Origin of the sequence: Amycolatopsis sp. La24, from assembly GCF_029087445.1 — a bacterium.
GTDB classification, from domain to species: Bacteria; Actinomycetota; Actinomycetes; order Mycobacteriales; family Pseudonocardiaceae; genus Amycolatopsis; species Amycolatopsis nivea.
Genome location: NZ_JARACH010000048.1, coordinates 1 through 22,953 on the forward strand (window position 1 = coordinate 1; position 22,953 = coordinate 22,953).

Consider the following 22,953-nt stretch of genomic DNA (forward strand, 5'->3'; position numbering starts at 1 on the left):
TCGGCAGCCTGTCGGAAATCCTGACGTCATGTCAGAGAGTCCACACCATCGAGTGAGAGCGCGCTGGCCAGCGCCCCAGCGTCGACAAAGAACAGCCAGCACCGACGAACACCGGGAAGTTCCGGTAACCGACCCCGCCGAACTCGCCCGGTTCGCCGAACACGATCCGGACGCCACCGACAGCGGTCTCGCCGACGCCTACGTCGACCTCGGGCCCGCCGACTCCCTCGCCATGGACGACGCCCCGGACCCCGACGACACCGGGTTCGACGACGCGGCGCAGGTCGACCTCGACCCCGCGTGACCCGGCCCCGAGCCGATCTCGATTTTCCTTGTCTCGCACGAGTTCCCGGAAGGGAGTACCCGCTATGGCTACGCGCGCTGCGGCATCGCCGGTGACGGCGAACTGGGTAGGTGACTACCTGCGCGACCCGGGCGGCACCACCGGCGATCTGCTCGCCGCCCTGCGCGATTGGGCGCTGGTGTGGGGACCGGTCGCCGTCCCGGCCCTGGCCGTGGCCCTGGCGGGCTGGATCGCCGCCCGGCGCTGGTGGCGCGCTCGCCGTCACACCGCCCTGCAGGTCGATGCTCGCCGGATCACCGTGCTCGCCCCGCCCACCGTGGATCCCGCCGGCGGGGCCGCGGTGTGGTCCAACCTCGTCGGGCTCTTGCGCCCGGCCTGGCGGCGGCTGTGGGCCGGCCAACCGCACCTCGCGATGGAGTACGTGTTCGGCGAGCACGGCGTCACCGTGCAGTTCTGGGTCCCCGGCGTCATCCCGCCGTCCCTGGTCGAGCGGGCGGTCGAGGCCGCCTGGCCCGGGTCGCACACCCGCACCAGCGCCGCCACCTCCCCGTTCCCCGCCCTGGAGACCGGGCGGCGGCGGATCACCGTCGGCGGGCAACTGCGCCTCGCCCGCTCCGAAGCACTGCCCATCCGTACGGCGTTTGACGCCGATCCGATCCGCGGGCTCCTGGGCGCCCCGGTCGGGCTCGGCCGCGACGAGCACGCCTGCGTGCAGATCCTCGCCCGCCCGGTCACCGGCCGCCGCGTCGCCCAGGCCCGCCGCGCCGCCCGCCGAGTGCACCAGGGCTCGTCGGGTCGCCTCGGCGGCCGGATCCTCGACGCGATCACGCCGGGCGCGAAGGCCACCCGCGGCGGCCGGACCTCGGACTCGCGGCGCATCAGCCAGGACCCGCAGCTGTCGCTGGAATATTCCGCCCAGAACAAGGCCATCGTGGGCAAACAGCGCGGCTCCCAGTACGAGACCGTGATCCGCTACGCCGTCGCCGCCGACCTGCCTGCCGAGGCCACCGACGAGCTGGCGCGCCAGGCCCGCGACACCGCGCGCGGGCGGGCGCACGCGCTGGCCGCCGCGTTCGCCGCCTACACCGAGCACAACCACTACACCCGCACCCGCCTGCGCCACCCCGCGCACGCGCTCGCCGAACGGCGCCTCGACCGCGGTGACCTGCTGTCGGTGCCGGAGCTGGCGGCGCTCGCGCACCTGCCCACCGACGCCGAGATCCCCGGTGTCGAACGGGCGGGCGCCAAGGCCGTCGCCCCGCCGCCCGGGGTCGCCACACCGGGGCCGGAGGTCAAACCGCTGGGGCAGTCCGATACCGGGCACGCCCGTCCGGTCGGGCTGCGGGTCGCCGACGCACGCCACCACCTCCACGTGCTCGGCGCCACCGGCAGCGGGAAGTCGACCTTGCTGGGCAACATGATCCTCGACGACGCGGACAACCATCGCGGTGTCGTCCTGATCGACCCGAAGGGCGACTTGGTCACCGACGTCCTCAACCGCCTGCCGCGCTCGGCAGCGGAGCGAGTGGTGCTCTTCGACGCCGACTCCCTGCACCGCCCACCCATCCTCAACCCGTTGGAGGGCGGGGAAACCGACCGCGAAGTCGACAACCTCGTGTCGGTGTTCCGCCGGGTGTATTCCGCGTTCTGGGGGCCGCGCACCGACGACCTGATGCGCGCCGCCTGCCTCACCCTGCGCGCCCAGGAAGGCGTGCCCACCCTGGCCGATCTACCGAAACTCCTGGCCAGTGAAGCGTTCCGGTCCCGCATCACCGCCGGGCTCACCGATCCGGTGCTGACCGGATTCTGGGAGTGGTACGACGACCTCACCGACAGCTCCCGCAGCCAAGTGATCTCGCCGCTGATGAACAAGCTGCGGGCGTTTCTGTTGCGGCCCTTCGTGAAAGAGGCCATCGCCGGAGGACGCTCCACTGTGGACATGGCCGAGGTGCTCGACGAGGGCGGGATCTGCCTGGTGCGTATCCCGAAAGGCTCGCTCGGTGAGGAGACCACGCGGCTGGTCGGGTCGCTGGTGGTGGCCCGCACGTGGCAGGCGACCACCGCCCGTGCCCGCGTTCCGCAGCGCCTGCGCCCGGACGCGAGCCTCGTGGTCGATGAATGCCACAACTTTCTGAATCTTCCCTATCCGCTGGAAGACATGCTCGCCGAAGCGCGCGGATTTCGTGTCTCGATGACCTTGGCCCACCAGCACCTCGGGCAGCTCTCCCGCGAATTGAAGGAAGGCATCTCCACCAACGCCCGTAGCAAAGTCTTCTTCTCCGCCAGCCCCGAAGACGCCCGCGAACTCGCCCGGCACACCGCGCCCCGGCTGTCCGATCACGACCTGTCCCACCTCGGCGTCTACCACACGGCGACGCGGCTAGTGGTGCGCGGCGAGGAGACCGAGCCCTTCACCATGACCACCACGCCTTTGCCCGACCCCATTCCCGGGCGGGCACGCGAAATCCGTGCCGTACTCCGCGCCCAGCGCCGAGCGCACGGCACCGCGACCAGCGACGGCGCCACGACCACCCGCGCCAGTACTCCCGCCACCGCGACCAAGACGCGGTCCGGGCCGACCGGGCGGCGGGTTCCGCCGACCGGTCGGCGGGTTCCGCCGACCCGGCCGCCCAAGACCGACCCGCGCCGCACCCGCCCCTAACTCCCGCACGCGGCGACTTCGCCGCACCCACAAAAGAAATAGCCACCGCCATCGGCCACGCCCGGGGCTCAGTTCGGGCTGCCCACAGCACTTGTCCACACCCTGTTCACAACTCCGCGAAGGAGCGCTCGTGATCACCACCACCACCCGTCGTCAGCACACCTTGCGCGGCCACCTACCAGGCCGCCACACCGCCCGCGCCGCCAGCTCGGTCGAACACCAGGCCATGCTCGCCTCGCGCCTGACCACCCGGGACAAATGGCTCCTCGCCCTGCTGCACGAGCACCGAGTCCTGACCACCAGCCAAATCCAGGACGCCGCCTTCCCGTCGGGCCGCTCGGCGCGCCAGCGGCTGCGCGATCTCTACCTCTGGCGCGCTGTGTCGCGTTTCCAGCCGTTTCAGCAACTCGGCTCCGCCCCCATGCACTACGTCCTCGGCCCGGCCGGGGCCGCTGTGCTCGCCGCCGAACACGGCCTGGAAGTCAAAGAACTCGGCTACCGGCACGACCGCGCCATGGGTATCGCCCATAACCAGCGGCTCGCGCACACCGTCGGCGTGAACGACTTCTTCACTTCACTGATCGCCCGCACCCGCCACACCCCGGCGGCCCGCGCGGAGGCAGTAGTGGCGTGGTGGTCGGAATCCCGCTGTGCGAGGCATTTCGGCGACCTCGTCATCCCCGATGGCTACGGCCGCTGGCGCACCCGCGTCGGCACCGCCGCCCGGGAGGTGGAGTGGTTCCTCGAGTTCGACACCGGAACCGAGTCCCTGACCAAGGTCGGCCGGAAGCTGGCCGGATACGCGCGGCTGGCCGAGTCCACGGGCATCGCCACGCCGGTGCTGGTGTGGCTGCCCACCACCCGCCGCGAAGCCGGGGCCCGCACCGCCCTCGCGCGTGTGCACGCCGACCTCGACGACCCCCGCGCAGTGCCGGTGGCCACCGCGGCGGCCGACCTGCTCGATCCCACCGCGCCGCATCCGAGCCCGGCTGAGGCGGTGTGGCTGCCGCTGACCTCGGCGCGTGTCGACCGCGCCGGCCCGCGGTACAGCCTCGCCGACCTCGCCGACGCCTGGCCCGGCCTGGCGCCGCCGGCCGGGCTCGCCACCGAGGACGGCGACGGCGAGGTCGGCGAGGTCGGCGATGTCGCCGCGGCCTCGCCGTATCGGCTGCCGCCGCCGAGTTCGGTTCCGCCGCCGGCCACGCCGAACCGTGTCGCTCGCGGCGAGCACTGACACAAGGCGCCCTGCCTCAACCCCGCGGCAATTCGGTCCCCGGCCGGTCGCTTAGCGCACCACGGAAAGGAGAGCGATCCAACTATGGGAAGCAAAATCGCGGTCTGCGTCGCCGCCTTGGTCCTCGCCATTCCACTGCTCATCGGCGCCGGGATCGCCGGGATCATCAGCACGCTCTTCGGCAGCAGCGGGTCGTCGGGTTCGCTGACCTGCACGCCCGACGGTGCGCCTACCGGCACGGTGCCGGGCTTGACCGCCGAGCAGATGGGCAACGCGGCCACCATCGTCGCGGTCGGCAAGCAGATGGGTGTGCCCGAGCCGGGCTGGGTCGTCGCTATCGCCGCCGCGATGCAGGAATCCAAGCTGCAGAACCTGCCCTACGGCGACAGGGATTCCCTCGGACTCTTCCAGCAGCGGCCCTCGATGGGCTGGGGCACCCCGCAACAGGTCACCACACCAACCTACGCGGCAACGAAATTCTTCGAACACCTCACGGCCACACCGAACTGGCAGAAGATGAGTGTCAACGACGCCGCGCAGACGGTCCAGGGTTCGGGGTTTCCGAATGCCTATGCTCAGCACGAAGAGAAGGCGCGCGCGATTGTCGCCGCCGTGTCCGGCGTGCGCTGTCAACCGGCACCCGCGACGACCGGAACCGGTGATTGCAACAATATCCAGGCCGCGACCGCCGCCGCGATGACCGCGATCAATTACGCGTGCGGACAGAGGGGGCTGCCATATGTGTGGGGCGGTAACGGCCCGCAGAATGGGGACAACGGATTCGACTGCTCGGGGCTGACCAAGGCCGCCTACGAGGCGGCCGGGATTTCGCTTCCGCGTACAGCTGACGCCCAGTACAGTGCCGGGAATCGCGTGCCCGACGGGCAACCCCTCCTACCGGGCGACCTCGTCTACTACGGCCCGACCTCGAACATCCGACACGTGGGACTCTATATAGGAAACGGAAAAATGCTGAACGCCCCCGACTTTGGCCAATCCGTACAAATCGACAACTACCGCTACCCCGGAGACGATTACGCGGGCGCCACCCGACCCGCGCACTAATCAATCGAATATTTACGCAATATTGCGCGAGTAAACAACAACCATACAGTGACCGCGCCCGGTACGCCGTGTGCGGATCACGGTTGATAGACCGGGAGAATGGCTGCGGGTGACGTTGCCTCCGATGACGACAAGGCTGGCCGCCAATCGCGTGCGCTGGATTGGTCGGCGAACAGGCCGACGACGCGTGGGTCGCCGTCCCGGTCACACCCGCTCGGATCGAGGCGTACCACCCAACCTCGCACCCGATCAGCACCAGGAGTCTCCTCGGATGCGGTTGCGAGGGCCGCGTCCGGGGCGGGTGTGATGAGTTCGCACACGTGGGTTCCGTGCACGTTGGTCAGGTCCAGGGTGCGGGTGATGTCGTGCCAGAACAGGGCGCCGTCCAGCGCGCTGTCGAACGGCCCGTAGCAGACCGGGCCGTTCGAGGTGTCGAGCAGGACGATGGACGGAACCGGGGTGTCCGTGGTTGTGGCGGGTGCGCTGCTGGTGCCGAGAGTGCTGGCACGGACTGGCAGAAGGCAGCACTCGACCGAGCGGCCCTCGCGCGGCGTTGACGCGTCGGTCAGCCATTGGTGCGCCTGATCGCGGTCGAACGGTCCCACTGCGAAGGCGGCGCGTGGTTCGGTCGGCACCACGACCAACGCGATGACGCACTCGTCGTGCGCGGTGGCCTCCGGGGTTTCGTTCGTCAGGACCGCCATGACCTCGTCGGGCAGCGGGAACACCTCGCCCCGGGTCGTGTTGTGTGTCAGCACCGGTTCCGCGTCGGGCGGGAACAGGGCCACGGTTCGGGTCGCGGTGACGTCCGGATCGTTGATACCGCGCCAATCCGCGCATAATCGCGCGTCCGCGCGGGTGCCGAAGACACCGTGCGCGACGACACCGTCCAGCAGGGAAACGGCCAAGGCGACAAACGAGTCCCGTGTCATATCGGGTGGTTCCTTTCCTGTCGATTGTTATCGGCGCAACACGTTCACCCGGTCACCGCCGAGCAGCGGCGCGTCCTCCGGGCCCGCGAGATGAGGTTCAATCCAAATAGGACGGTGGTCGTTACGGCTGGCGTACCACTGATTGCGCCAATGCCCTCGCACGACCCAGCGGTGCCGGTACTCGCGAGTCGATGTGGTGGTGTCGCTGTGGTCGGACGGTTCGGTGCGAGCGCGACGCAGGTCGATGTAGCGGACGGTCGGGTCGACATCGGGAGTGTCACGGGCCATGCGACGACGCGCTCCGCGCGGCGCGGTGATGTCCTCGGACCGGACGATGGTCTGCCCCATCAACAGCCACGTGGCCAGGATCGTGCGGTCCAATGTCAGACTGGCTTCCGCGAGCTGTCGCGCCTCGTCGCCCAATGTCGCCGCAGTGACCTCACCGGGCCAGCCATCCATGTCGGTGTATTCCATCGGGGTCAGCCCTTGCCAGTCGTAGCCATGCGGCGGGGTGAACGACGGTGGAACCGGGGCGCGACGCAGGTTGGGCAGCAAACCGGACGCGAAGAAGTCGAACCCTTCCTCGGGCGTCGGCGGGGCGTCGGGATGCGGCTCCGGTCGCGTCGCCGCACGTTCACCGCACCGGATCGCCTCGTCGCGTGGCAGCGTCGCCAGGAACCGTCCAAGACGGGCGACGTCATTGGCGGCGGGGCGTTGCCATCGGTGGACCCACAGGCCGCCGCGTCCCGGCCCCCAGGACACGATGCTGACGCCGTCGTGGTGATCGGCCGGGTTGGCCACGGGCGGCTCGGCGTAAACCATCATGCCGACCGGGGCGGGCAGGTCCTCGGGGTGCAACCGGTAGTCGGTCAGCGTGGTGGCGGCGGTGCGGGCGAGTTCGGTCATGTCGCTGGAGACGTAGAACAGTTCGGCGACCGGGAACTGGGCGGCCAGTGTGCCCGCGATGGTGGCGGCCACGTCGTCGGAGCGGCCGAACACCCGCGATTCGGTGGCCTTGTCCGGTTGCGGGCCGAGGAAGAACTGCAACCAGTTCGCCGCCCCGTCGGGCCCGGGATCTCGTGTCCACGCCGTCATGCGCGCGCGGATCTCGGGTACGTCTCGTGCTGTCACGGAAATAGGCATGGCGAAGCCCCTTTCGGAATAGGAAAGAACGCCAGAAAAGGCAGAGGATTAGCGCGTCCCCGTGCGGCTGATGTCGGCGTGACGGATAGGGCCGGAGCAGCTGTCCGGTGAATTCAGAGGTGTTACCGAGGTGCGGTGATCGCGTCCAGGGCGCGTTCGATGTGGCTAGGCATCCTCGTGGGGGCGCCAGGATGGTCAGAAAGGTAGGCCAGCATTTCCGGGGCCGGATGTGGCGGGGCGTCGCCCGCGAGAACGGTCAGGGCGGGGCCGTGGCGATGGTGCAAGTCGGCTGCCAGCGGCGCGGCGATAGGCAACCACACGTCACGGATCTCGTAGCGGCCCTCGGAGTCCGGGTGGATGGTCCGGGGCTCAGAGTCCAGGGACAGCCCCCAGGGATCGTCGTAGATCTCCAGGGTGTCGCCGTGCCACTCGAAACGGACCTGGGCGTTGCCGTAGAACGATTCCAGGTAGACACCGATCCATTGGGCGACCGATCGGCGGCAGCGCAGCCCGATGTCACCGAGGGAGCCCTGCCCCTCCAAATCCGGAAACTTTTCCAGGCTTTCGATTTCTAGCGATGGTGTTTCGCCATCGGCGATGATGCCGGGGAAGGCAGGTTTGTAGGGCAACGCGACCAGTACCTCACCGCGTACGAACGGGGGCGGGCCGAGGCCGGTGGAGCCGCGGTGCGTGGAGCGTGGGTCCATAGCGGACACGTCCTTCTCGAAATCCGATGGTGCGGGTTCGTGCTATGACGGGTCCATGGACGCTCCGTGCACGCCCAAATGTCAAGCCACATATACGTTTTCACCGACCTAGCCGTATCGCGACGTCCGGCACAGAGGTGTGTCCACACGAGACACATGTCTTGTTTGACGAATCGCTTGACATGGAGGCGGTGACGAAGCGTTCCATAGTCGTGTAGCCCGAACAACCGGATGCGCACCGGCGGGCCAACGCCCCGGCCGGGGCATGACCATCCCATTCCGCACCAAAAACACAGGGAGTTCGTCATGTCCCGTAAGAACCGCAAAACCCGCACCGCAAACGCCGCAACCACCGCCGCTACCGACGACCGCCACCTGCACGCCGTGGCCGACGACCTCGGCCAGCAGAACGCACCGACCACAGAGGACAAAGTGCGGGCAGCGCTGACCGACAATCCTGGCTCCACGACCGCCAAACTGGCGATGGCGGGCGGAGTCGGCCGTTCGACCGCCGCGAAGATCCTGGCCCGCTGGGACCGCGACGGCACCGCGATCCGCACCGCAGGCGACGGTCCGCGCAACCCCGACACCTGGACACTCGCACCGTCAACCAGCGACACCGCCGCACCCGACATCGACGAGGCACAGACGGACACGACGGCGCCGCCCAGCACCGACCAGCCGACCGACGACACCGACATCGACGGCACGGTCGAGGACCCGGGCGCGACCGAGGCCGCCACCGACGCTGACGGCTCCACTGCCGAGGACACCACTGCGGCGGTGCCGGGGCCAGAGGCCGGATCGGATGCCGACGACACCAACGTCGCCGCCGACACCACGCCTGCCCCGCCCACCGACGGCGACGGCACTATCCCTCCGCCTGACACGGCACAGGTGGATCCGGTGGATGGCGCGGCCGAGCCCGAGCCGTCTTCGGCAGCAGCTCCGGTGGTCTCCGAATCCGCCGACACGGCCGCCACGGACAAGGACCGACTGCCCAAGGGCGGGCTGCGGGCCTTGGTGGAGGAGTACCTGACCGAGCACCCGGGCGAGACCTTTGGGCCTGCCAAGATCGGCAAGGAACTCGGCCGCTCAGGTGGCGCGGTCAACAACGCCTTGGAGAAGCTCGTCACCGACGGGTACGCGATCAAAACCTGCGAGGCACCGAAACGGTTCGCCATCAACCCGGACAAGACCGACGTCCCGGAGACGACCGACGGCTCCGGGGAACCCGCCGCCCCGGACGCCTGACAGCCGCCGCCTACCCGCGCGGGGCCGTCGCCATTCACTTCCGATGGCACGGCCCTGCGCGCGGGCGGGTTCGTGCGAACACCGGTCCCGCATCGTCGACGGGCGTTTGGACCATCACCGCCGTCCCGGACGACGACGGCACCACCTCCTCCGCCACCACCCCGACCGCCTGAACCTGTTCCCCACGTCACCGTGCCCCGGCCGCCCACTGATTGGCCGGGGCACGGTGACGTTCCGTCGCTGCCCTGTCGGCGACGAGAAGCCACGCCGGAAGCCCCCGACGCGGGCGGCCTATTGGGTTATGTGTTCGATGATGTCGCGCAGGAGGGCGCGGGTTTCGGGGTCGGTGGAGTACAGGATGGTGCCCGCGCGGGCTCGGGTGAGCAGCACGCGGTAGGTGCGGCGCGCCCACAGGTCGAAGTCGGCCGCTGAGGCGCGGGTGAGGGCGTCGTCCCGGGTGGCGGCGGTGTCGGTGACCCAGCGGCCGTCCCGCCAGAGCAGGTCGGGGCCGAGGATGACGCCGCCGTAGTCGTACTCGAAGCCTTGCGCGGTGTAGATGCAGCCGACCTGGCCGGCACCGGCAGGTTCGATCGCCCAGAGCGGCGAGGGCGGCAGCCCGTTGACCGCGCGGTTGCCTTTCACGCTCCACGGGCGGTGCCAGTCGCCGATCACGATGTCCTCGACCAGCGGATTTCCTGGCCTCGCTTCGCTCCATGGCCAGCAGTACCCGGCCGTCATCCGGGTGCTCGCACCGAGCTCGGCCTTCGCGCGCAGCAGCTGCTCCAGCTCGTGGGGGCTCTCGGCCACCCGCAGCTCGAACCCCGCCCCCGGTCCGGTCGCCGCATTCCACGGGGCAGGAGGGAGCGGTGCGTCGTCGAGGCCGAGCAGGCGACGGACCCAGCCCTCGTAGCATGGGCTCCGGTGGCGGTGCTGGCTCGCCAGCTGGGCAGTGTGCACGGCGGCACCGGAGGCTCGTACGGCCGTCTCGATGTGGGCGTGGGTGCCGATCTGCCCGGGACGGACTGCCTGGTCCTCGTCGAGCAGGAACACCACGACCCGGGCGGCGTCGAGCAGCTCCGCGGCTTGGGTGCGGTCGCTGCGGCGCGAGGCCGGGGTGTAGCGGGTGTTCGAGGTCGCGCGCAGCTGGTGCGCGTCGTCGCACACCAGCAGATCCAGGCCGCCCAGCTCGGTGTCGGCGGCGGCGGTGCCGAAGTACTGGAACAGCTGCTGGGTCTGGCGTGAGCCGTGTCCGGCGGTCTTGCGCAGCGCGGTGGTGAACGCCTGCGAGCCGGTGGCGTGGCGAGCCCGGTAGCCGGCGCGCAGGGCCTCGCCGAGCAGGGTCAGCGCGAGGGCGCTCTTGCCCGAGCCCGCGGCGCCGGTGACCACGACGGCCGCCTGACCGTCATCATCGGCGGCGAGGAGCCGGTGAACGTGGCCGAGGACGGCCTGCTGATCCTCGGACAAGGTGAACGCATCGGAGTGTGTGAGCGAGCGGGCCGCGACGTCGAACAGCGAGGGCGCCGCTGAGCGCGAGGGTGATCCGGCGGTCGGCATGAGTACGTTCCCTCCTCGCTGTGAGACCACGGGGGTCAGGGCACCAGGGTCTCAGGACTCGACGGTGATGGTGCCTGGCGCTTCGCCCCGGGCGAGCAACGTTGGGGCGGAGTGGTCGGCGACTACGTGCAGGATCAGGATGAAGCGGTGCTCGTGGCCACGGTGCCAGTTGTGGTGGTCGGCCAGCCGCCGGAGGTCGTCGAGCACCCGCTGGTCGTCGATGTCGGGTTCCCACCGTTCGGCGGGCTCGCTCAGGCCGTAGAGGTTCAGCTGGATTCCCCGCGACGCGGGCCGGGCGACGGTGGCGCACCGCACGGCCCGCCACGCCGGGTCCGAGTGGGCGCGCAGCAGCGTGGTGACCTCGGCGGTCAGCCAGATCGCCAGCTGCGGTAGCTCGAGCGCGGCGGTGTCGTCGTATCGTTCGCCGAACACCGTGCCCGTGGGGTGCTCCCGCACGGCCTGCCCCAGCACGGTGCCCGCGACGCGGCCCAGGACGCGCGCCGTGGTGGCCAGGGTGCAGCCGGAGGTGGCGTCGTACCAGTCGTGGGCGGGCACCTCGGCCAGCACGGCCCAGCTGCTGTGATTGGCGGTGAGGCGTTCGGTGACCGCGCGGGAACGGGTCGCCGAGTGCAAGTTGCGTACTACGCGGACGCGCAGCATGTCGGGGCCGTGGTGGTAAATGCGTTCGAGCAGGTGGTATTCGCCGTTGGTGGCGACCCGCTCGTTAACCAAGCGGGGCGCGGTCACGCTGGACTCCCCGACCGGGCTCGGCGCCCGTCCTCCGGCGCCGTCTCGGGTGGGTGCACGCCCCCCTCGGATTTCACCGAGACTGCCTGGAAGGTCCACTCGTCCCCGTCGATCCGATAGTTTCCGTCCGCGTCGGGGTCGATGCGCCAGGGCAGGTAACCGTCGAGGGACCGCAGGTGCTGGTGAACGTGGACGAGGGTGTCGCCGTCGAAGTACACCAGCGGGTGGTCGTCGGGGACCTTGTGGTGGTTCGTCGTACACCACGCCGCCACGGCCTCGGCGATGTCCGGCCGGAACACCGGGACCCACGGCGCTGCTGGCTTGGTGTCGATCCGGGCAGGAAACCCACTCACGGGCAGGTTGTCGGGATCGCAGGTGACCACGGTTTCACCGGGGCGCGGGAAGTGCCGCTCGGCGTCGCGCAGTACTTCGAGCTGGCGGTAGAACCGGGCGCGGGTGCGGGTCGGGGCGGACAGGAACCAGCGGCCCAGCTCGCCCAACGGGTAGCGGCCATCCTCGCCCAGGGCGATCTCGTGGCGCTGGTGGTCGGCGTCCCCGGTGAAAACCACGAGGAGGTCGTCCTCGAAGCGGGCCAGCGGGTACCAGTCCGGGTCGACCGGGTAGACCACGTTGAGCCATTCGCACACCGCCTCGGCGACCTCGCGGCGTAACCGGGGCCGCACCCACAGGCCATGGTGGCGGCGGGGTTCGACGACGGCGGGGAAGCTGACCTGGTGCGGCTCGGCGTGGGCGGCGGGCACGAGTTCGATCCAATGCTCGCCGGCGGCGAGGTCGGTGCCCGCGGACGGGTCCTGGGTGGTGGGCGTGTTCATCGGGAATCTCCTTCGGTGGTGGTGGCGTGGTTGCCGGGGCGGGTCCAGCGGTGCGCGACCGGATCCCAGGTGGCCGTGGTCAGGAGGCGGTTGAGGTCGGGCAGGCCGGGGCCGAGCATCCAGCCGAACTCCAGGCACTCGGCTTCCCCAGGCCAGCGTCCGGTCCAGATGTCCTGGGGGCAGCGGCACGACGTGGCGTGGCCGAGGCGCTGCAGCCCGGTGGCGAGGCAGCGGGCCACATCGCAGCCCTCGATGTGGGCCTGGCCGATCCCGACGTGGCAGTCCGGGCAGGCCGATTCCAGCGGCGTGGCGTCGGTGTCGGTGGGGCGGGTGGTCATGCCGACCTCCTGGTCGTGTCGTGACGGTCTCCGAGGAACTCGGTCCACTCCTGGGTTTCGTAGCTGACGTAGGTGTTGTGCAGTCGTACGTCGCCTGCGAGGAGTTGGCGGTGCGCGAGCACCAGTCCGGCTCCGGCGGTGATGCTCTCGGCGAGACGCAGGTGCATACGTGCCCAGTCGAAGCAGCGTCGGTACTCGTCCTGGTCGACGGCGCGGCTGCTCAGCGTCGGGTAGATCTCGCGGGCGCGGGCGAACAGGGCCTCGGCGGCGGCGCAGTGCTCGGCGGCGCTACGTGGCTCTGCCGTCCCCGTCTCGTCTGCGGCGGGCGGCGTGGCGGGTGCGGTGTTCGGCGGCATGGTGTCCTCTCTGGTGGTTGTGGGCTGGAGTTTGGGGTCAGTAGGCGGTGAGCACCGCGCGGGCGCGGGCGTCGGCCAGAACCGGGTGCGTGGTGTGGCGGTTGTCGTCGGCGATGTGTGCGCGCACATCGAAACGGGGCGGGCCGCCGGAGGGGTCGGTCCAGCCGTAGAGGGCGGGCAGCATCGCGAGCGCGTGCGCGGTGGCCTCGGCGGCGGGATCGCCGTCGCGGTAGCCGAACACTTCGAACTCCAGCTCCACCGCCGACTCATCGGCGGCGATCGCGTAGCGCAGGTGCGGTGACAGCTGGGCCCGCAGCTCGTCGAGGGCGTCGGGAGCACCAGGTCCCGGCGGCCCGGTGAGGTCGGCCAAGATCCGCAGCCCGAGCTGGTACAGGTCGTGGCGGTGCGTGTCGCCGAGCAGCGGGCCGTAGCGGCGGGCGGTGGTGTCGGCGGCGTCGATCCCGGTGTAGCCACACGTGTCGCGCCCGTGCGGGAACACCAGCGGATTTTCCTCCGGTCCGGGTGGGATGTACTCGCCCGCGCGCATCGACCAGCGGTCTCCCCGAATCGCGGTCCACACCACGCCTGTGTCGAAGGCGTGGACGTAGTCGGTGCCGTGGCTGGTGGGCCAGGGCCACGGCCACTCGCGCCCTGGATGGGTGACCTCGCCTGCCTTGTCGATTTCGGCGGCGTGCAGGAAGAAGTCGACGAGGGTGGTGAACCCGCCCTCCGACCGGGCCTGCTCGATCTCGTCGAGGCCGTTGCAGGCACAGCTGTTGAGGTGGGCCGACCCGAGCCATTCGGCGTCCGGGCCGCGCCCGAGGTAGAAGTCGTGTGTCGTCGATGTGCTCATCGGGCGTCACCGCCGAGGGTGGGCATGTCGGCGGGTTTCTCGCGCATCAGCGGCATCGGTACCGACGGCGGGGCGGCGGGATCACGCAGCCACGTGTCGATGTCGGGCGGGCCGAGCGGATCGTCGCCTTCGGGGAATCGCGGGTCGTGCGGATCGATGCGGTGCCAGCGGACCCCGCCGCCCACGGTGACGAACACCGCCACGTCTTCGGGATCGAAGGTGATGATCCAGCTGCTGTTGTGGCTGCTGAACCACAACCAGGGCCAGCCGAGTTCAGGCTGGTAGCCCTGGCCGAGGCGTTCGTCCTCCCACACGACGAGGGCATCGGCGACCGCCGCGCGGAAGGTGTCCTCGTCCGTCGCGGTCAAGGCCAGCAGCACGGGCGGGACGGCGAGAAAGTTGTCGGGGTAGCACTCCCCGCGCAGGGAGCCGATCCACTCGGCGTGCTCGCCACGCCCGAAGTAGAAGTCGGTGTAGCTCGACATGAGCTGTCACTCCTTTACCGTGATGGCACGTAGGGCTTCCGGCTGGTTGGTGCCGGGACGCAGGCGTAGGGATCGGGCGGCGAATACGGCGGGGGTTCGTTGTGGTCAGCCGTGTCCTGATCGCGCTCGGCAGCGCGGCCGAGGATGTAGGCCAGCACGATCACCGGGGTCCATGGTCCCGGCAACATGACGGCGAGCACGGTCCACAGGAGCCGTTTCTTCCTGTCCTGCATGGGTTTCTCCTCGAATGCGGCGGGACGGAGCCCTGTCCGGGCGACTTGGTCAAGGGCGTCTCCACAGGTGCCCGGGATCGGTCACGGGGCACGCCGGGAGTGCGTTGTGGCGGGAGCCGGACCGCTGGCGGCCCGCTGGGGTCGCGCAGCCATCTCGCGAAGTCCGGCGGGCCGCACCGCAGCGGCGGGCGCGGGTTGTCGGGGTCGAGTTGGTGCCACCGGTCGCCGCCGCCCGCCGTCATGCGCACGCCATGGTCGTAGGTGATGATCCAGTCGTTGCAGTGGCTGGTTTCCCAGTCCCACGGCCACCCGTTGCGGGGGTCGTGCGCGGCGCCGAGTCCCTCGACCGCCCACATCAGCAGCAGGTCCTTCACCGCCGAGACGTAGGTCGAGGGGAGCCTCGCGGTCAGCGCGGCACGGCCGTAGGGATGTTTGAGGAGGTTGTCGGGGTGGCAGGCGAACTGCAGGGAGCCGATCCACTGTGCGCCGAGGTAGAAGTCGGTGCGGGTGGTCATCTTGTGCCCCTTTCCTTGTGGGGTCTGTGGGTTGGGCGGTCAGGTGCCCTCGGAGTTCGGGCAGTGAGGCTGGTGTCCGACGTCGGATCCGAAACCCAGCGGCACAGGCACGGGGTGACCGCTGGTGCGCGCGTCGAGGAGGCGGCCGAGGGAGGCGAGATCGGTGACCTCGGCCCGCGGCACCTCGCCGGCGCACTCCGGGCACGGCGCGAGGGCCCGCAGGTCGTCGACCGTGCCGCCGAAGGAGGTGAACCGGTACTCGGTGCCGTGATCGGTGATGGTCACGCGATACCAGCGCCACCCGCCGTGTTCCCGGTCCGGGTCGTCGGTGACCGTCACCGCCGCGCACGGGACCCCGAACACGTCGGTCACATCCCGGACCAGCCGACGGCGGGTGATGGCGCGCTGGACGTCGCACGGGCGAGTGTCGAAGCCGGGATCCTGACGGCGGGCCCGGTCGAACGCATCAGCGGCGCGTCCGGAGAGAGTCTCGGCGGCGGTGTTCATCGGGGGCGCTCCTTCACACGGGTGTCGTCGGCGGTGGGCGGTGCGGTGGTGTGGTCGACCCGTGCACCGAGGGCGCGGGCGAGGGCGGGTGCGCGGGCGATCGCCTCCTCGACCGGCAGGGTCAGCTCGATGCGCATGACGTCGCTGAACTCCATGTACGTGACCGACACGGGCGCGATCCTGCGCGGCTCCTCGCGGCGGAATGTGGAGGTGAGTTCGTGGAACAGCTGGGACGCGAGCTCGTCGCGGGCGGCGTGCCCGCGTGCGCGCGCTTGGTCGCGCTCGCGTTTGTCGGTTTCGGCGCGCGCGAGTGCCTGGTGGTAGCGCGGGATGAGGTGCTCGTGGATGTAGGTGGCGACCTCGGCGGGCGCGGTGCCGACGGCGAAGCCGGGATGGGCGTCCTCGTCGTGTTCGCGTGGCCACACGAACACGTCCCAGAGCCGTCGCGGCACGTCGCCTGGTACCAGGTGATACCCCCACGCGCGCCGATCCCACGGGTGCAAACCGATGCGGATCCCGGTGCTCAGGCACAGAAGATCCGCGACCTCGCCGGGATTGCGGCCACGCCCGACGGTCCACTTGCCCGGTAGCGCGGCGGCGATGTGGATCGCGTCGAGGGCGACCCGGTCGTACTTCGTGACGCGCGGCGGCGCCGCATTGGGTTCGGTGTCGTGGGCGGTGTCGGGTGCCGTTGTGGTCGTTTTCGTTGCCATGATGGGGCTTCCTAGTCGCTCGTAGGGTTGGTTGAGGGTTGGCGGCGCTCGTGGGCGGCGACGCCGTCGTTCCAGGCGAGCTGGCAGGCCAGGGCGTGGCCGTGGGTGGCGGTCGCGGCGTCGGCGGCGTCGAACCATCCGTCGGCGTAACCGGAGCTCCAGTGCGGGGAGGCGGGTTCCGGCGCGTAGTCGAGGCCCGCGCGGTAGTCGTCCCAGCCACACCTGCGGCCACGGTGGTAATCGGGCATGGCGGTCACGGGATGTCCCCTTTCGTCGTCCCGTGTGGACGGTCGGACCCGCTAGGCGTCCGTCGCGTGCGGGCAGTGCGGGTGGTGGCCGGGGTCGCCGTGGAATTCCACGGGCGCGTCGTCGGTGCCGTGGTGTTCGGACTCGGGGTCGAGGTGCGCGCCGAGGTCGGCGAGGCCGGCGACTCGCGCGACCGGGACCCGGGGTGCCTCGCAGTGCGGGCACGGGCCGAGCAGCAGCCAGCCCCATAACGGGTCGAACCCGGTCAGGTCCTGGATGAAGTACCAGCTGCTGCCCTCGTTGGTGACCTCGATGAGGTCGCCCGGAGTGATATGGGTTCCGATGCCGTGGTGGCGGTCGGGGTCATCGCGCACGATCACCGTGTCGATGCCGACGTCGAGGGCGGCGGCGATGTGGGCGGCGGTGATCGCGCGGCGGTCCCATTGCAGCCGGAAGGTGTGGCGGTCGGCGAATTCGCGCGGGGCGGTGTCGCGGTGGCGGCGGGCGGTGGTGATCGCGCGGGCGGTCAACGACGCGGGCGCGTCGGTGGGTGTCGTCGTGGTCATGGTGAACGGTTCCTCCTCCGGTGCGGGTTCGGGTGCGCGTGCTCACGCGGTGGCGAGGTCCGCGCGCAGCCGCGCGAGCGGGCGTCCGTCGCGGGCGCGGCGCCACAGGTGCCAGCCGTTGACGGTGGTGGGGGTGGCGAGGCTGGTCGCCAGCGCGGAAACGGTGGAGATGCGAAGCTCCTCCGGTCCGGTGTGGTGCACCAGCTCCCCGTGCGGGCCGATGGTTGCGGTGTGGTCGTTCCACACCAGCTCGTCGCCGATGGCGAGCTCGCCCGCGCGGATTAGGTCGGCGAGCGCGTCGGGTGCGTCCGGGTCTACCTGTGCTGCATCGGCGAGTCCGGGCGGGCGAGGGCCCCGCGGAGGCGAGTTCTTTCCGAAGATCGACGAGGCGAACACCCACACGGCCAGCTCCTGTTCCGCGCGGTCGGCGAGGGCCCGCATCCACGTGGTCACCGTGGTGGCGACGTGGTGCGGCCACCGTGTGTCCAGCGCGGCGAACGTGGCGACCGTGTGCCATTCGCCTGGGGCGGCGGCGAGTACCTCGACGTCCACCCGTGCGGGGTCGTTGTCGGCGGGCGGAGTCAGTCGCACCACGACGTCGCCTCGGTGCACGTGGGCGGGCGGCGGTGCGGGCAGCCACACTCCGGCGAACATTTCGGCGGTGTCGGTGTGCGCGGGATCGGTCGGGTAGTCGTGGTCAGGAAGGCCGAGCCGCACGCTCGTGACCACGAGCGCCCACGCACCGGCGGGGTTGCGTAGTGGCACCGTTCCCGGTGATGCGGGCACGAAGGTCACCGCGTCGGGTGGCACGGTCGGGTCGGTTGGCGTGGTGTGCGTGGCGGTCATGGTCGGCGCTTCTTTCCGTTGCGGCGGTGGGGTTTGGGCATTCCTGCTAGTCGAGCCATGGCGTGGCCGTGGTGTTGCGGAACCGTGCGGGTGGGATGCCGTTGGTGACGTGTCCGGAAGCGCAGCGCACCTTGTAGTGCACCCCGCTGGGCACAAGTTCGTCCGTCTCGACGGTGTCTTCGGGGGTTGGACACCGAAACAGGTCGCAAGCCCAGGTGATGTTTTTGAAGAATTCTTGGTATTTCCTGGCGTCCTCGGGAGCGTCATCGCGAAAGAAGAACTGCATGGGATTGGCCTTCCGGGTCGGTGATGCTTGGTCGCTCTTTGGTGGTGGGCCGTGTTTTAGTCGCGACCAGCGAGGCCCGGCATGTTCGCGAGTTCGTTCCATAAGTTGATTCCGTTGCACCGGTGCGCGGACAGTCCGAGCGCGTAGAACGCGGTTACCGTGTCCGGCATCGGGTAGCGCCGCACGGTTCCGATGGGGTCCTGGCATCGCACGGTTACGGTGCCGTCGCGGTGGCGGACGATCGTGCCGTTGTCGATGGGCGCGTAGTCGGTGCCGTCGCCGTTGTCTCGCCAGTGCAGCAGCGCGATCGTGTCGCCGTGCTGATTGACGATGGGCTCTGCGGAAGCGGGCGGCGTGGTGTGCGTGGTTGTCATGGTTCGGCGCTTCTTTCCGTTGTGGTCGTCGGTTTTGTTCGCCCGGGGGCGGGGGTGCCCGCCCCCGGGCGGTGGGATGGTTCAGCGGGTGGCGCGCAGGGCGGCGGTGGCTGCCTGCCCGATGGCGCGGGCGGTGGTGGTGGGGTCGGTCAGGGTGTGCACGGTGGCGCCGTTCATCGGTTCGTTGCCGAAGTCGTTGGGTTCCAGCCACAGCACGGCGCAACCGCTGGCGCGCAACCGGTCGAGCATCTTCTGCCCCGGGATCTTCGTGTCGTCTTCGAAGCATCCGTCGGAAATGATCACCAGCAGGCGGGCGGCGTCGGGGCGGGACAGGTTAAGCGCGCCGTCGAGTGCGCCGATCGCGGTGTCGATGTGGTGCTCGCCGTCGTTGGTGTCGAATTCGGTCACCCGTGCCGGGGTGACACCGGGGTGGGTGATCGGGCGCACGTGGTAGCCGAAGATCACGGTGGCGGTGGTGGCGGGTACGGCGGTGTGGCGGGCGGCGTCGGCGAGGATCCATGCCGCCGAGGCGACCGGTGCGGCGAAGGCGTCCATGGACCCGGACACGTCGCACGCGATGCCGATCCGTAGTGGCGGGGCGGGCACGGTCGCGCGGGTGGTGCGGGTGAACGGTTCGGCGGTGGGGATCGCGCCCGCCGCGCGTTGCGCGTCGGCGGTCATCGCTCCCCGCATCCGCAACCGCCCCGGGGGCACTACCGAACGGGTTTTCGTGACCGTGCGGTCACGGACTCCGGCGGTCGTGAGGGAGCGGGCTAGTTGGCGCGCGGCGGTGCGTTCGGACGGGCGCGGCGCCCGGGTGCCCCGGGTGGTGGTGCCGTAGGGGGGCGGCTTTCCGGGGCCACCGTTGAAGACGGCGCGCGCGTTGCGTTGCGCGTTCTGCTGTGCCTCGTCCTCGTCGGCGGCGGCGTTGAGTTTCTGGGTCACGGGGTCGGTGGGTGCGGGGTCGGCGGCTACGGCGCGGCTGACCGCCGCCGCCGCGCTGGCGACCGCTTTCGCCAGTGGTGACGGGGTGCCGTTGCCGTTCTGCCCGTCGTCGCCGTCGTCGCCGTCGTCGTCCCCGGGTTCGGGGGGCGGTTCGTTCGGGTCGGTTCCCAGCGCCTCGCACCAGCGGCGCCCGAGGTCGATCATCGCGTCGGCGTCGTCGTCGGCGGTGCGGTGTGCCTCGCGCCAGATCTCGCGCAGAGTGTCGAGGGTGTCGGCGTCGAGGAGTTGTTTGACGACGCGGGCGACCGGGGTGGTTTCGCGGCGGTTGAGGATTCCCCCGTCCACCCGTGCCAGCAGCAGCGCGGCGGACCGGGCGGCGTCGTGGGTGGTCATTTTCGGGGCGGTGGCGGGGTTGTTCGCTTGCGTGTCGGCGAGAATGAGGTTGGTGGCGCTGGCGCGCAGCCAGTACCGGTCACCCGGGCGGCGTCGGATGTGTGCCGCTTCGATGCGGGACTCTTCCAGCAGGGTCGCCGCCGCTGCTGCCCCGGGCGGTGCGTCGTCGGGTGCACGCCAGACCGAGTGTTTGGCATGCGCGCATTCGTGGGTGAGCAGTCCCCACGCGGTGCGGTAGCGCTTGCGGTCCCCGACCCGGTGCGGGGCGACGGTGGCGGGGTCGACCCCGCTGTCCACGTGGGACCCGTCGACCTCGATGGTGTACAGGTCGGGGAAAAAGCACGCGGGGGCACCGTGCCCCGCCCCGGGCGCGACGGTCACCACGAGGTCGTCACGGTCGGCGATTGCGGGGACCTCGTCGCCGAATGCGGCGGACAGGGTCAGCCACCCGGGGGTGGTGGGGAAAATGGCGGTGGGTGTGGCGGCGGGTGCTGCTACATGGGTGCTCATGGGGTGTGTCCTTTCCGGACAGTCGCGCGGATGCGGTGGGGGTCGCGTTAGAACTGTGACCCGAGGGACAGCGGGGCGACGTTGGCGCCGAACACGTTGCGCACCACGTCGGCGACCACGTCCCGGTCCTCCTCCGGTGCGATGCCGACCAGGTTTCCAGCGGCGGCGGTGGTGCCGAGTACGTCGGCGATCCGGTTGAACGCGATCAGCTCACGCAACTGCGGCGCCCACCCGATCTCTCCCTTTTCCTGCCGTGCGGACAAATTCCGCGCCACGCGCACCGCTTTCTCGTCGATCTTGAGCTGGGTGGCGAGGTCGTAGTCGGTGGACACGTGAATCTGTGCGGAAAACCGCGACGAGAGCGCGTCGGTCAGCACGGCGCCGTGAACCCCGGGGTTGTGTCCGGCCACGACGTAGAACCCGTCCTCGGCGTCGACTACCTCGTTTTTGTGGGTTTTGATGATGATTTGGCGGCGTCCGTCCATCGCGGGGTACACCACCGCGAGCACGGTCGGCGGTATGAGCGTGGCGTCGTCAATGAACAACGCGCGCCCTTCGCGCATCGCGGTCACCAGCGGGCCGTAGGCGAATTCGTAACGGCCGTCCGGGGTTTGGGTGTAGGACCCCACGAAATCATCGGTCACGGTGTCGCTATCGCCCTGAATGGTCACGAGGTCGTCGAACGCTGCCTCCACCACCGAGGTTTTCCCGGTACCGGGCGGGCCGTACATGAGCGCGGACACGTTCGCCTCGCGCAACCGCCGTAGCGCGGTCACGTCGGACAGCCCGGACAGCTTGCGCGGGTGGTACATCTGCCCGTTCGGGCGGCGTACGGGACCGGTCACCAGGGCGGGCGTGGCGGGGGGCGTGGCGGGTTTCGACGGCGCGGGGGTGGCGGTGGTCCCGCGCGGTGTGACGGTAGCGGCTTTGGCGGCGTCGGCGGTTTTGTCGGTCGCGCGGTAGGTGACCGGGTTGGTGCCGATCTTTTCGGCTTCCCCTCGTGATTCCAGTGTCGCCAGTGCGTTCCCGACCGCGCCGGAGGACTTCCCGCCGAGTTTGGTCGCGATGGCGCCGGGGGTGAGTGCGGTGGTGGGGTCGTGGGCGAGTTGTTCGGCCACCATGCGGCGGAGTTCGCCGTTGCGCAGTCGGTTGGCCGCGCCCGGGGCGGCGGGCGTGCTGCCCGTGGCCGGAGTCGTGGCTGGCGTGGTCATGGTGTCGGGTCCTTTCGCGTGGTTCGGTCGGGCGGGGTGGGACCGGTGCGGGCACGGTGATCCCGTTACCGGGTGGTGTCGTCCCATTCGCAGTGGCGGCGGGCGAATTCAAGGTCGGCGGCGGAACCGCACGGGCACGGCAGGCACGCCCACCGTTCCCATTGCTGGCGAGTGATTTCCAGCGGGCGGGAACAGCTACCGCATTCCACGGTTCCGGTTTCGTGGTGGTCGTTCCCGTTGGCGCGTGCCGTGTCCGTGCGTGCCATGGCGGTTTTCCCTGCCGTCGCGTGATTTTCAGTTGCTGGCGAGCCCGTTGATCAGTGCGTCGACCGCGTTGTATTCGCTGGCGGCGTGGTAGTGCGTGCCGTCGGCGGTCACGACTCGCCAGCGGTCGCCGCGCACGGTGTCGGCGGGGTAGTAGGTTCCGGCGAGTGTTCCGTCGGGGCGGGTGACCACGCCGTACAACATTTGTTGCGCGTCGGCGGGGTCGATCACCACACCCGTGACCGTGCACCCGTTTTCCACGAAACGGCGCACCACGATTTCCGGCAGTGGCCCGGGGTCGGCGGTGGGGTCGATTACGTACACGGTGCGCGGGTCGTTGGCGTTGTGGTTCACGGTGTGCCCTTTCGGTTGGTTGGGTTGTGCGTGGTTTGCGGGGTCAGTGGGTGGCCGCGAATTCGGCTTCGGCGGCGTCGGCGTCGCGCTGGTGGGTTTCGGCGGCGTGGTCGGCGGCGTCGGGGGTTGCGTGTTCTTGCTGCCACCCGCAGTAGCAAAACGCGGTGGCGGTGCCGTCGGCGTTGGTGGCGGTGTCGGCGTAGCACATAGCGGTCCCCGTTCGTGAATTGCTGATTTTCCGGCTTCCCGGGGAATGGTTCGCACCCGGGGCGGTGGTTTGTTGTGGTTTCCGGTTTTCCCGGTGACACAACAAACGTAACTCGACCCCGGACGCCACGCAATAGTTTTTCCGGGTCAATTTCGGGGAATTTTGGCTATCTTTCGACGCGAGCGGCGCGCATTTCCCGTAAATGTTTGTGCAGGTCAGGTCACTTCCGGTCGGTTCAGAATGGGCGCGCCGGCCACAGATAAGGCCGCGGACAAAAGCAGTTCTTTTAAAGAAATGAAAAAGAGAAGTGAGAAG

General features: G+C 69.9%; 27 protein-coding genes. 5 read left to right on the plus strand and 22 right to left on the minus strand.

Annotation, left to right across the window (positions count from 1 at the left end):
* The first annotated feature begins 28 nt into the window (after window positions 1–28).
* The 4 genes from PUT80_RS33205 to PUT80_RS33220 all read left to right on the plus strand — a co-directional run bounded on the left by PUT80_RS33205 (window position 29) and on the right by PUT80_RS33220 (window position 5,265).
* Window positions 29–304 carry a hypothetical protein gene (locus PUT80_RS33205; protein WP_143271385.1) on the plus strand — a complete coding sequence of 92 codons (276 nt, stop codon included), beginning with the start codon at window positions 29–31 and terminating at the stop codon, window positions 302–304.
* Between the two features lie 64 nt (window positions 305–368).
* Complete coding sequence (locus PUT80_RS33210) at window positions 369–2,966, plus strand: DUF87 domain-containing protein (protein ID WP_101436264.1); 2,598 nt, start codon at window positions 369–371, stop codon at window positions 2,964–2,966.
* A 133-nt stretch (window positions 2,967–3,099) separates the two neighbouring features.
* Window positions 3,100–4,200, plus strand: coding sequence for a replication-relaxation family protein (locus tag PUT80_RS33215; RefSeq protein ID WP_101440870.1), 1,101 nt, complete (start codon window positions 3,100–3,102; stop codon window positions 4,198–4,200).
* Window positions 4,201–4,284: 84 nt separating this feature from the next.
* Window positions 4,285–5,265: a C40 family peptidase gene (locus PUT80_RS33220; RefSeq protein ID WP_101436265.1), complete on the plus strand. Its 981-nt coding sequence runs from the start codon at window positions 4,285–4,287 to the stop codon at window positions 5,263–5,265.
* 77 nt (window positions 5,266–5,342) lie between these two features.
* Here PUT80_RS33220 and PUT80_RS33225 read toward each other — a convergent pair whose 3' ends face one another.
* The 3 genes from PUT80_RS33225 to PUT80_RS33235 all read right to left on the minus strand — a co-directional run bounded on the left by PUT80_RS33225 (window position 5,343) and on the right by PUT80_RS33235 (window position 8,047).
* Entirely contained in the window at window positions 5,343–6,197 is an 855-nt protein-coding gene (locus PUT80_RS33225) for a hypothetical protein (protein WP_101436266.1), read from the minus strand.
* 27 nt (window positions 6,198–6,224) lie between these two features.
* On the minus strand, window positions 6,225–7,340 hold the full coding sequence (locus PUT80_RS33230) for a hypothetical protein (RefSeq protein WP_233921961.1): 1,116 nt from the start codon (window positions 7,338–7,340) through the stop codon (window positions 6,225–6,227).
* A 122-nt stretch (window positions 7,341–7,462) separates the two neighbouring features.
* Window positions 7,463–8,047, minus strand: a complete 585-nt coding sequence (locus PUT80_RS33235) for a hypothetical protein (protein WP_101436268.1) — start codon at window positions 8,045–8,047, stop codon at window positions 7,463–7,465.
* A gap of 306 nt (window positions 8,048–8,353) precedes the next feature.
* On the opposite strand from PUT80_RS33235, the gene PUT80_RS33240 reads away from it, so the two are divergent.
* Entirely contained in the window at window positions 8,354–9,301 is a 948-nt protein-coding gene (locus PUT80_RS33240) for a hypothetical protein (protein WP_101436269.1), read from the plus strand.
* Window positions 9,302–9,592: 291 nt separating this feature from the next.
* Here PUT80_RS33240 and PUT80_RS33245 read toward each other — a convergent pair whose 3' ends face one another.
* The 19 genes from PUT80_RS33245 to PUT80_RS33335 form a co-directional block, all read right to left on the minus strand.
* A complete protein-coding gene (locus PUT80_RS33245; RefSeq protein WP_101436270.1) occupies window positions 9,593–10,855 on the minus strand; it encodes a DUF2075 domain-containing protein in 1,263 nt (420 codons plus the stop codon).
* 51 nt (window positions 10,856–10,906) lie between these two features.
* A complete protein-coding gene (locus PUT80_RS33250) occupies window positions 10,907–11,602 on the minus strand; it encodes a hypothetical protein (RefSeq protein WP_101436271.1) in 696 nt (231 codons plus the stop codon).
* Complete coding sequence (locus PUT80_RS33255) at window positions 11,599–12,435, minus strand: hypothetical protein (protein WP_101436272.1); 837 nt, start codon at window positions 12,433–12,435, stop codon at window positions 11,599–11,601. The genes PUT80_RS33250 and PUT80_RS33255 overlap by 4 nt, the downstream gene beginning before the upstream one ends.
* Window positions 12,432–12,773, minus strand: coding sequence for a hypothetical protein (locus tag PUT80_RS33260; RefSeq protein WP_101436273.1), 342 nt, complete (start codon window positions 12,771–12,773; stop codon window positions 12,432–12,434). Before PUT80_RS33260 ends, PUT80_RS33255 begins: the two co-directional genes overlap by 4 nt.
* The gene (locus PUT80_RS33265) at window positions 12,770–13,129 is read right to left on the minus strand and encodes a hypothetical protein (protein WP_101436274.1); all 360 of its coding nucleotides are present in this window, start codon (window positions 13,127–13,129) and stop codon (window positions 12,770–12,772) included. The genes PUT80_RS33260 and PUT80_RS33265 overlap by 4 nt, the downstream gene beginning before the upstream one ends.
* A 37-nt stretch (window positions 13,130–13,166) precedes the next feature.
* On the minus strand, window positions 13,167–13,982 hold the full coding sequence (locus PUT80_RS33270; protein ID WP_101436275.1) for a hypothetical protein: 816 nt from the start codon (window positions 13,980–13,982) through the stop codon (window positions 13,167–13,169).
* Window positions 13,979–14,467 carry a hypothetical protein gene (locus PUT80_RS33275; RefSeq protein ID WP_101436276.1) on the minus strand — a complete coding sequence of 163 codons (489 nt, stop codon included), beginning with the start codon at window positions 14,465–14,467 and terminating at the stop codon, window positions 13,979–13,981. Before PUT80_RS33275 ends, PUT80_RS33270 begins: the two co-directional genes overlap by 4 nt.
* Before the next feature lie 160 nt (window positions 14,468–14,627).
* Window positions 14,628–15,215, minus strand: a complete 588-nt coding sequence (locus PUT80_RS33280) for a hypothetical protein (RefSeq protein ID WP_186383562.1) — start codon at window positions 15,213–15,215, stop codon at window positions 14,628–14,630.
* A gap of 39 nt (window positions 15,216–15,254) precedes the next feature.
* The gene (locus tag PUT80_RS33285; RefSeq protein WP_101436277.1) at window positions 15,255–15,722 is read right to left on the minus strand and encodes a hypothetical protein; all 468 of its coding nucleotides are present in this window, start codon (window positions 15,720–15,722) and stop codon (window positions 15,255–15,257) included.
* A complete protein-coding gene (locus PUT80_RS33290) occupies window positions 15,719–16,435 on the minus strand; it encodes a hypothetical protein (protein WP_101436278.1) in 717 nt (238 codons plus the stop codon). Before PUT80_RS33290 ends, PUT80_RS33285 begins: the two co-directional genes overlap by 4 nt.
* 11 nt (window positions 16,436–16,446) lie before the next feature.
* Entirely contained in the window at window positions 16,447–16,692 is a 246-nt protein-coding gene (locus PUT80_RS33295; protein WP_101436279.1) for a hypothetical protein, read from the minus strand.
* A 42-nt stretch (window positions 16,693–16,734) separates the two neighbouring features.
* Window positions 16,735–17,247, minus strand: a complete 513-nt coding sequence (locus PUT80_RS33300) for a hypothetical protein (RefSeq protein WP_101436280.1) — start codon at window positions 17,245–17,247, stop codon at window positions 16,735–16,737.
* Window positions 17,248–17,289: 42 nt separating this feature from the next.
* On the minus strand, window positions 17,290–18,093 hold the full coding sequence (locus PUT80_RS33305; protein WP_101436281.1) for a hypothetical protein: 804 nt from the start codon (window positions 18,091–18,093) through the stop codon (window positions 17,290–17,292).
* Between the two features lie 46 nt (window positions 18,094–18,139).
* Window positions 18,140–18,379 (minus strand): hypothetical protein, encoded by a 240-nt coding sequence (locus tag PUT80_RS33310; RefSeq protein ID WP_101436282.1) that lies wholly within the window; start codon window positions 18,377–18,379, stop codon window positions 18,140–18,142.
* A gap of 56 nt (window positions 18,380–18,435) precedes the next feature.
* Window positions 18,436–18,753 carry a hypothetical protein gene (locus PUT80_RS33315; protein WP_101436283.1) on the minus strand — a complete coding sequence of 106 codons (318 nt, stop codon included), beginning with the start codon at window positions 18,751–18,753 and terminating at the stop codon, window positions 18,436–18,438.
* 81 nt (window positions 18,754–18,834) lie between these two features.
* Window positions 18,835–20,601 carry a VWA domain-containing protein gene (locus PUT80_RS33320; protein ID WP_101436284.1) on the minus strand — a complete coding sequence of 589 codons (1,767 nt, stop codon included), beginning with the start codon at window positions 20,599–20,601 and terminating at the stop codon, window positions 18,835–18,837.
* 47 nt (window positions 20,602–20,648) lie between these two features.
* Window positions 20,649–21,812 (minus strand): AAA family ATPase, encoded by a 1,164-nt coding sequence (locus PUT80_RS33325; protein ID WP_101436285.1) that lies wholly within the window; start codon window positions 21,810–21,812, stop codon window positions 20,649–20,651.
* 294 nt (window positions 21,813–22,106) lie between these two features.
* Window positions 22,107–22,430, minus strand: a complete 324-nt coding sequence (locus PUT80_RS33330; protein ID WP_275294522.1) for a hypothetical protein — start codon at window positions 22,428–22,430, stop codon at window positions 22,107–22,109.
* 43 nt (window positions 22,431–22,473) lie between these two features.
* Window positions 22,474–22,638 (minus strand): hypothetical protein, encoded by a 165-nt coding sequence (locus PUT80_RS33335; protein ID WP_167441927.1) that lies wholly within the window; start codon window positions 22,636–22,638, stop codon window positions 22,474–22,476.
* Window positions 22,639–22,953 lie beyond the last annotated feature (315 nt).